The sequence below is a fragment of the Pseudoalteromonas sp. GutCa3 genome (genome assembly GCF_002836155.1).
GTDB classification, from domain to species: Bacteria; Pseudomonadota; Gammaproteobacteria; order Enterobacterales; family Alteromonadaceae; genus Pseudoalteromonas; species Pseudoalteromonas arctica.
Window position 1 is genome coordinate 20,118 of sequence record NZ_PJBK01000072.1, and the last position, 7,221, is coordinate 27,338.

General features: G+C 40.5%; 5 protein-coding genes. 2 read left to right on the top strand and 3 right to left on the bottom strand.

Annotated elements, in window-relative coordinates; all coding sequences use genetic code 11:
* Positions 1 to 3 precede the first annotated feature (3 nt).
* Positions 4 to 528: a 23S rRNA accumulation protein YceD gene (gene yceD, locus CXF64_RS12335; protein WP_007585727.1), complete on the bottom strand. Its 525-nt coding sequence runs from the start codon at positions 526 to 528 to the stop codon at positions 4 to 6.
* 131 nt (positions 529 to 659) lie between these two features.
* On the opposite strand from yceD, the gene CXF64_RS12340 reads away from it, so the two are divergent.
* Positions 660 to 1,259: a Maf family protein gene (locus tag CXF64_RS12340; RefSeq protein WP_101217159.1), complete on the top strand. Its 600-nt coding sequence runs from the start codon at positions 660 to 662 to the stop codon at positions 1,257 to 1,259.
* A gap of 9 nt (positions 1,260 to 1,268) precedes the next feature.
* Here CXF64_RS12340 and CXF64_RS12345 read toward each other — a convergent pair whose 3' ends face one another.
* Both CXF64_RS12345 and rluC read right to left on the bottom strand, forming a co-directional pair.
* The gene (locus tag CXF64_RS12345; RefSeq protein WP_232783800.1) at positions 1,269 to 1,931 is read right to left on the bottom strand and encodes an HAD-IA family hydrolase; all 663 of its coding nucleotides are present in this window, start codon (positions 1,929 to 1,931) and stop codon (positions 1,269 to 1,271) included.
* Positions 1,928 to 2,887 (bottom strand): 23S rRNA pseudouridine(955/2504/2580) synthase RluC, encoded by a 960-nt coding sequence (gene rluC, locus CXF64_RS12350; RefSeq protein ID WP_010554171.1) that lies wholly within the window; start codon positions 2,885 to 2,887, stop codon positions 1,928 to 1,930. The genes CXF64_RS12345 and rluC overlap by 4 nt, the downstream gene beginning before the upstream one ends.
* Before the next feature lie 772 nt (positions 2,888 to 3,659).
* Here rluC and rne point away from each other — a divergent pair.
* Positions 3,660 to 6,818 (top strand): ribonuclease E, encoded by a 3,159-nt coding sequence (gene rne / locus CXF64_RS12355; RefSeq protein ID WP_101217160.1) that lies wholly within the window; start codon positions 3,660 to 3,662, stop codon positions 6,816 to 6,818.
* Positions 6,819 to 7,221 lie beyond the last annotated feature (403 nt).

Genomic DNA, 7,221 nt, shown 5'->3' on the forward strand with positions numbered 1-7,221 from the left:
CTCCTAAGAATCTTTCTTAAGTTGTTTCAAAATATCAAATGGATTAGGTTTATCATCTTCCGCCTTTAATACACCAAAGCTGGCAGGCTTTGCTGAATAACTGCATGAAGCTTCGTTGTGGGTAGCCACTAATGGAATTGCTAAAATTAGTTCGTCTTCAATTAAATTAAAAACGTTAACTTCACCATTTTCATCAAGCGCTACTTCATCGTAGTCTTCTGGAAAAATATCTAACTCTGTATCTTCACCTACTGGTGAATATGCAAAGTCTTGAACCAAATCCAACCCTAAATCACCATTACAACGTTGACAAATGACAGTAACGTGTGTGGACAAATTGCCTCTAATCACAGCGAAACCTTGATCATCGTTTTTGCAATGTATTTTTACCGCTATTTCACCTACTTCTTCCTGCACAACTTTCTCTAAACGAGTAAGTTTTTCAAGCGGTACAATTCCGTCATACTTTAAACGGTGCTGCGCTGCTTTGCCTGGATGAAGAGTGATGGGAATTTTCACCTTTTGCATAGGGGCTGCATCATATAGATAGTTAGTTTGTTAGTCAAAGTAAAAAACCATTTTTACTTGGTTTTTAACGTGTTTTACTCTCGGATCTGATTTATCCTAACTCAATCTGAATTATCGTAGGAAAACAGTCCGTGAAGCATCCACTCATTTTAGCGTCAAGCTCGCCTTTTAGGCAGTCTTTATTACAAAAATTTAATTTACCATTTGATACGTTTTCACCAGACGTTGATGAATCAGCACTTGAATGCGAAACACCTATCGAATTGGTTAAGCGTTTAAGTGAATTAAAAGCCTCAGCAGCCAATAAACACTTTAACAAAGGGTTAGCTATTGGATCAGACCAAGTCGCTGTGTTCAATAATCAAATTTTAGGTAAACCACACAATAAGCAAAATGCCGTAAAGCAACTAAATTTATTTAGCGGTAATACTGTAACATTTTTAACTGGGCTTTGTGTTTACGATATTGTTACTGGCACTAAAAAAACCTGCGTAGAACCTTTTAATGTGTCGTTTAAAATACTCAGTGATGCACAAATTAGCGCTTATTGCGATGCAGAGCAGCCTTATAACTGTGCTGGCAGCTTTAAAAGTGAAGGGTTGGGTATCTGTTTATTTGAAAAACTAAGCGGAGACGATCCTAATAGCTTAATTGGATTACCATTAATTAAACTCAGCCAGCTACTGGCTGAGTTTGGTATTGATGTACTTACTGCTCAAAACAAGTTCTAGTTAAATAAATTAGCCAAGTAACACGTGTTGCAGCTGCAGATAATTACCTACTGTTGCAACAGGGCTAAGCTTATTTAGCTGCTGTGCGTTATGTACACCCATTGTTACGCCAATTCTATCCATGCCAGCAGCTTTTGCCATAGTCATGTCTATTTGAGTGTCGCCAATCATTACAGCGTCTTGAGCGCTTATGCCAAGTTCTTCAAGTAATTGATACAACATATCTGGAGAGGGCTTTGATTGCGCGTCATCGCTTGTACGTGTTGCACTAAAAAAATGTCGCAATTGACTTTGTTCAAGCAAACGCTCTAACCCACCCCTACCTTTACCTGTTGCAACCGCTAAAACAATGCCCTGCTCTTTTAAGGCACCTAAAACGCTAACAACATTATCAAATACAGGAGTTGGCGTGGTATCAACACTATATTGGTGTTTATACCCCTTAATTAGCGCTTGATGCTGCGCGACATTATCGGGAAATAAAACATCAATTGCTTTTTCAAGCGACATACCAATAATGTTTTTAATGGCTTCGTCACTAGGTGGCACTAAATTAAGTGACTCGGCGCTACTACGAATACAGTTAACTATTTTAGTGACTGAATCCATAACAGTGCCATCCCAATCAAAAATGACGAGCTTATATTTTTTAATTGGGGCTACTTTTATCACAGTTTTGCATCTCGTAATTTTAGTAATGTATTTTTAAGCGTTTTATCTAGCGGTGCTTCAATACGCATAGTTGTTTCGTTTTTAGGGTGATAAAAACTTAAATCGTGTGCGTGTAAAAACAATCGGTTTAACCCAACTTTACGCATAGAATCGTCAAAACCCTGGTCACCGTATTTATCGTCGCACGCTATTGGGTGACCTTTACATTGCGTATGCACACGAATTTGGTGCGTACGCCCTGTAACAGGCGACGCTTGTACAAGTGAGCAATCGTTAAAACGTTCAAGTACTTTAAAACGAGTATGTGAAGGTTTTCCCTCAGTGTTATCTACGCGTACTACGCGCTCGCCCGATTTAAGTGTATTTTTACGCAGCCCTTCGGTAACGTTTTTAGTTTTAGAATCCCACTGCCCTTCTACAAGTGCCCAGTAATTTTTTTCCATTGTTTTTTCACGAAGTTGTTCATGCAGCGCTGTTAACACCGAACGACGCTTCGCTATAAGTAAACAACCCGATGTATCACGGTCAAGCCTATGAACTAGCTCAAGGCTACGTTCCTCTGGGCGAAGTGCTCGCAAAGCTTCAATTAAGCCATAACTTAAACCACTACCGCCATGAACAGCCATACCTGATGGTTTATTTATTACGATAAGGTATTTATCTTCAAATAAAATATCGTTTTCAAGGCGAGTTACTTTGTCTAATTTTGATGGAACAAATTCTTCACGCTCAGCAACTCTGATAGGTGCAATACGAAGTACATCTTCAAGCTGTAGTTTATATACAGGCTTAATACGCTTTTTATTAACGCGTACCTCACCTTTGCGCAAAAGTTTATAAATAGCGCTTTTAGGCACCCCTTTTAAATGGGTAATAAGAAAGTTATCAATACGCTGACCTAAATGGTCTTCGTTGATCGTGACATAAGTTACTTGTAAGTCGTTTTTTTCTGACATTGCCTAATCACTAATTTAAGTAAAATAATTTAGTTGCTAACACTGTAATAATAGTGGGATAATCAGCAGCGCAAATATTTAGTATTTGCAAATAACAACGGTGCTTTTTAACACATTAAAACATTCGTGATGCACATTCTGGGTAGCCGATCATACAGATCCGAGTTAAGTTTTCCAAAGCTTTTATGCCTCCTCAGTTAACACGTGCGATCAATTAACGGCAATGCGCGTAATATATTGCTGGTTAAGTTTGAACATGAAGCGATTTTTAACGTGCTAGAGAAAGCAATGAACAGATAATTTGTCTGATAGTGACGACGTAAAAAACGTCGTTCAGCACTAGCTCAATTATTGTAGTACCGTATAGCAGCTTATTTAGAACTAAAAAAATCTAATAAATAAGCGTTCATTAACATCGGCAGCGATTTTTGCTCTTAAAACGGATATTAGCGATACATCAGTATGTATTGCTCACCAACTTAATGAGCCCTACGCGCCTAATATGAATGATATTTAGTAAGATTAATATGACAGGCCGACTTCTGGGTAAAACTTGTAAACGTAGCTGAAAAGCCGACAGTTTTAGCACCATTAAGAATTTAATAGCGATAATAATTGCTATTGTTTGCCAGCATTTAAAATACTGCATACGAGAAACAGAGCCGTTCCGTTAAAGACCCAGTCGTGAGGCTGCACATTCTAAAAATAGGGACAACTGAACAGGCGAGAAAAACATCGTCATGTCAGCGACATAAATAAGTAGAGTAACAATATGAAACGTATGCTAATCAATGCAACGCAGCAAGAAGAAATGCGCGTAGCACTGGTTGATGGCCAGCGCCTATATGATTTAGATATCGAAAGCCCAGGTCACGAACAGAAAAAAGCCAATATTTATAAAGGCAAAATCACTCGCATTGAACCATCTCTTGAAGCAGCATTTGTTGATTACGGTGCTGACCGCCATGGTTTCCTTCCTTTAAAAGAAATTGCCCGTACTTACTTCCCTGCAGGTTACACTTTTCATGGTCGCCCTAACATTCGCGACGTGATCAAAGAAGGTCAAGAAGTTATAGTACAAGTTGATAAAGAAGAGCGTGGCCAAAAAGGCGCTGCGTTAACTACTTTTATCAGTGTTGCTGGTAGCTACTTAGTGCTTATGCCTAACAACCCTCGTGCTGGCGGTATTTCTCGTCGCATTGAAGGTGATGAACGTACTGAACTTAAAGAAGCATTGGGTCGTTTAGAACTTCCTAAAGGTATGGGCTTAATTGTTCGTACAGCGGGTGTTGGTAAATCGTTTGAAGAATTAAACTACGATTTAAAAGCATTATTAGTACATTGGGAAGCAATTAGACAAGCAGCCGATAGTGCTAAAGCGCCATTTTTAATACACCAAGAAAGCAATGTAATATTCCGTGCGATACGCGATTATTTACGTCGTGATATTGGCGAAATTTTAATTGATAAACCACGTGTTTTTGAAGAAGCTAAAGCGCACATTGAGCGTTTTCGTCCTGACTTTATGAGCCGTGTTAAGCTTTATCAAGGCGACACTCCTTTATTTACGCATTACCAAATTGAAAGCCAAATTGAGTCTGCGTTCCAGCGTGAAGTACGCTTGCCTTCTGGTGGTTCAATTGTAATTGACCCAACTGAAGCACTAACGTCTATCGATATCAACTCGTCTAAAGCAACTAAAGGCGGCGATATTGAAGAAACAGCACTTAATACTAACTTAGAAGCGGCCGATGAGATTGCACGTCAATTACGTCTTCGTGACTTAGGTGGTTTAATTGTTATCGACTTTATCGATATGACGCCTCCACGTCATCAACGTGAAGTAGAAAATCGTTTAAAAGATGCTGCTCGTCCAGATCGTGCTCGTGTTCAAATTGGTAAAATCTCGCGCTTTGGTTTACTTGAAATGTCGCGTCAGCGTTTGCGTCCTTCATTAGGTGAAGCAAGCCAAGGCCCATGTCCACGTTGTAGTGGCCAAGGTACTATTCGTTCAAACGAATCAATTGCGCTTTCTATTCTTCGTTTAATTGAAGAAGAAGCAATTAAAGACAACACAGCACAAGTAAATGCACAAGTGCCTGTTGCCGTTGCTGCTTATTTATTAAATGAGCAACGTCGTAGTGTTCATCGCATTGAAAAACATCATAAATGTGACGTAGTGATTATTCCTAATCAACATATGGAAACACCACATTACGAAGTTATGCGTTTACGTAAAGACGAAACACTTGAAACGGTAAGTTACGGACAAGTTGTTGCGCCAGAACCTGAAGCATTTGAGATGTCAAAATCACCAAGTGCACCAGTACGTGAAGAGCCAATGCTAAAAGGTGTTGTAATGCCTTCTACACCGGCTCCACAAGCAGCGCCTACACCAGTAGTTCAGCCTGTAGTAACAGAGACTAAAACTGAAGGTGGCTTGTTTGAAGCAATCACTAAATGGTTTAAATCGTTATTTGCAAGCGAAACAGTAGAAGAGAAAAAAGAAGCTGTAGAAAAAGAGCAGCAAGAAGCGCGTAATAACGCTCGCCGTGGTAACGATAATCGTCGTCGTAATAACAACCAACGTCGTCGTAATAATAACCCGCGCACTAATAAACCACGCAATGAGCGCCCTGCAGCTGAAGAGGAAGTTAAAACAGACTCACCAGCAGCAACAAGTACCGAGACTCAAGAGAGAAACGAGAACCGCAATAAGCGTCGTCGTAACCCTAACTCTCGTAAGCGCCCAGAGCATAAAAGCGAAGAAAAAGATCAAGTTAAAACTGAAGCCCCTGTAAAAGCAGAAGTAGAAGTAGAAACTGATTCTAAGCCAGCTCAAGCTGTAGAGCCTAAAGAGCAAAAGCCTAAAGTTCGCCGTCAACGTCGTAACATACGTAAAAAAGTACGTCTGCAAGATGAAAACGCTGAGCAAGCTAACTCAACAGAGCAAACACCTGAACAAGCGGTAGTGACTGACACGCCACAAGTTCAAGAGCAAGCACCTGTTGCAGAAAAGCAAACACAAGCTCCGGCAGAAAAAACAGCGCACATTAAAGAAGAGAAAGTTGACACTGTTGATTCTAACGATGAAACAGCAACTACTGAAGACGAGCAAGAGCAAACACGTACACGTTCACGCCGTTCTCCTCGTCATCTTCGTGCATCAGGTCAACGTCGTCGACGTCCTGAAGGTGAAGCAGAAGTTAAATCTGACGAAGCCCCTGCATTTGTTCCAGTTGCTGATCAAGCTGCTGCAGAATATGAAGCAGAGCTTAAAGCTAAATCTGAAGAAACACCTGTGGATGCAGCGCAGCAAATTGAACAAGCCGTCGCGGTTGAAGACTTAGCAAAAGTTGAAGCTGTAGAAGAGCCTGCTAAAGTTGAAACTCCAGTAGCAACTGAAGAGCCTGCTAAAGTTGAAACTCCAGTAGCAACTGAAGAGCCTGCTAAAGTTGAAACTCCAGTAGTAACTGAAGAGCCTGCTAAAGTTGAAACTCCAGTAGTAACTGAAGAGCCAGCTAAAGTTGAAGCGCCAGTAGCAACTGAAGAGCCAGCTAAAGTTGAAGCGCCAGTAGTAACTGAAGCACCAGCTAAGGTTGAAACTCCGGTAGTAACTGAAGAGCCGACTAAAGTTGAAACGCCAGTAGTAACTGAAGAGCCAGCTAAAGTTGAAACGCCAGTAGTAACTGAAGCTCCAGCAAAAGCAGAGAAATCAGTACCGCATGTTAAAACATCGGTAACTCAAGGGTCTGCAAGTGCGCCAATGGCACAGCCTACTCCTGTAGCTGATAGCGAAGTAAAGCATACATCTGTAGCAATGGCTCACGATAAACGTGAACTAGTGCCAGACAGTGGTTTACGTGCGGGTTCTATCAAACCTGCTGGTCGTGCAAGTTCTGCAATGACTAAAACAATGAGTGTTGATTAGTAACTAACACTTATTAAAAAGCCCCGCTATTTAATAAATAGCGGGTTTTTTTTGTTTACATACTTTGAATAATTATTAAAGTTTCTTCACGCTCATAATAAGCGATTTATTCACAAAGAGGTTAAGAGACGGTGCGCTTTTAGAGGGAGTAATACAACTCAACCTGGCTAACTTGAAAAAGCTCCGCTAATAAGCCATGGCTTGTGTTTTCTCATTTATTCCTCTTTCACTTCTCCTTATGAAATAGATCTTTAAGGGGTTTATTAGCAAAGATATTAAATAACTAGATGCAGTGCTTCTTGCGTAAGCAAGCTTCACGCCTTGTATCTACAGCCGAAATTTAACACCGTGAATAAGATTAACGAGTAGATGCTCAACTTGTTGGCGTGATGGGCAAAGCCCG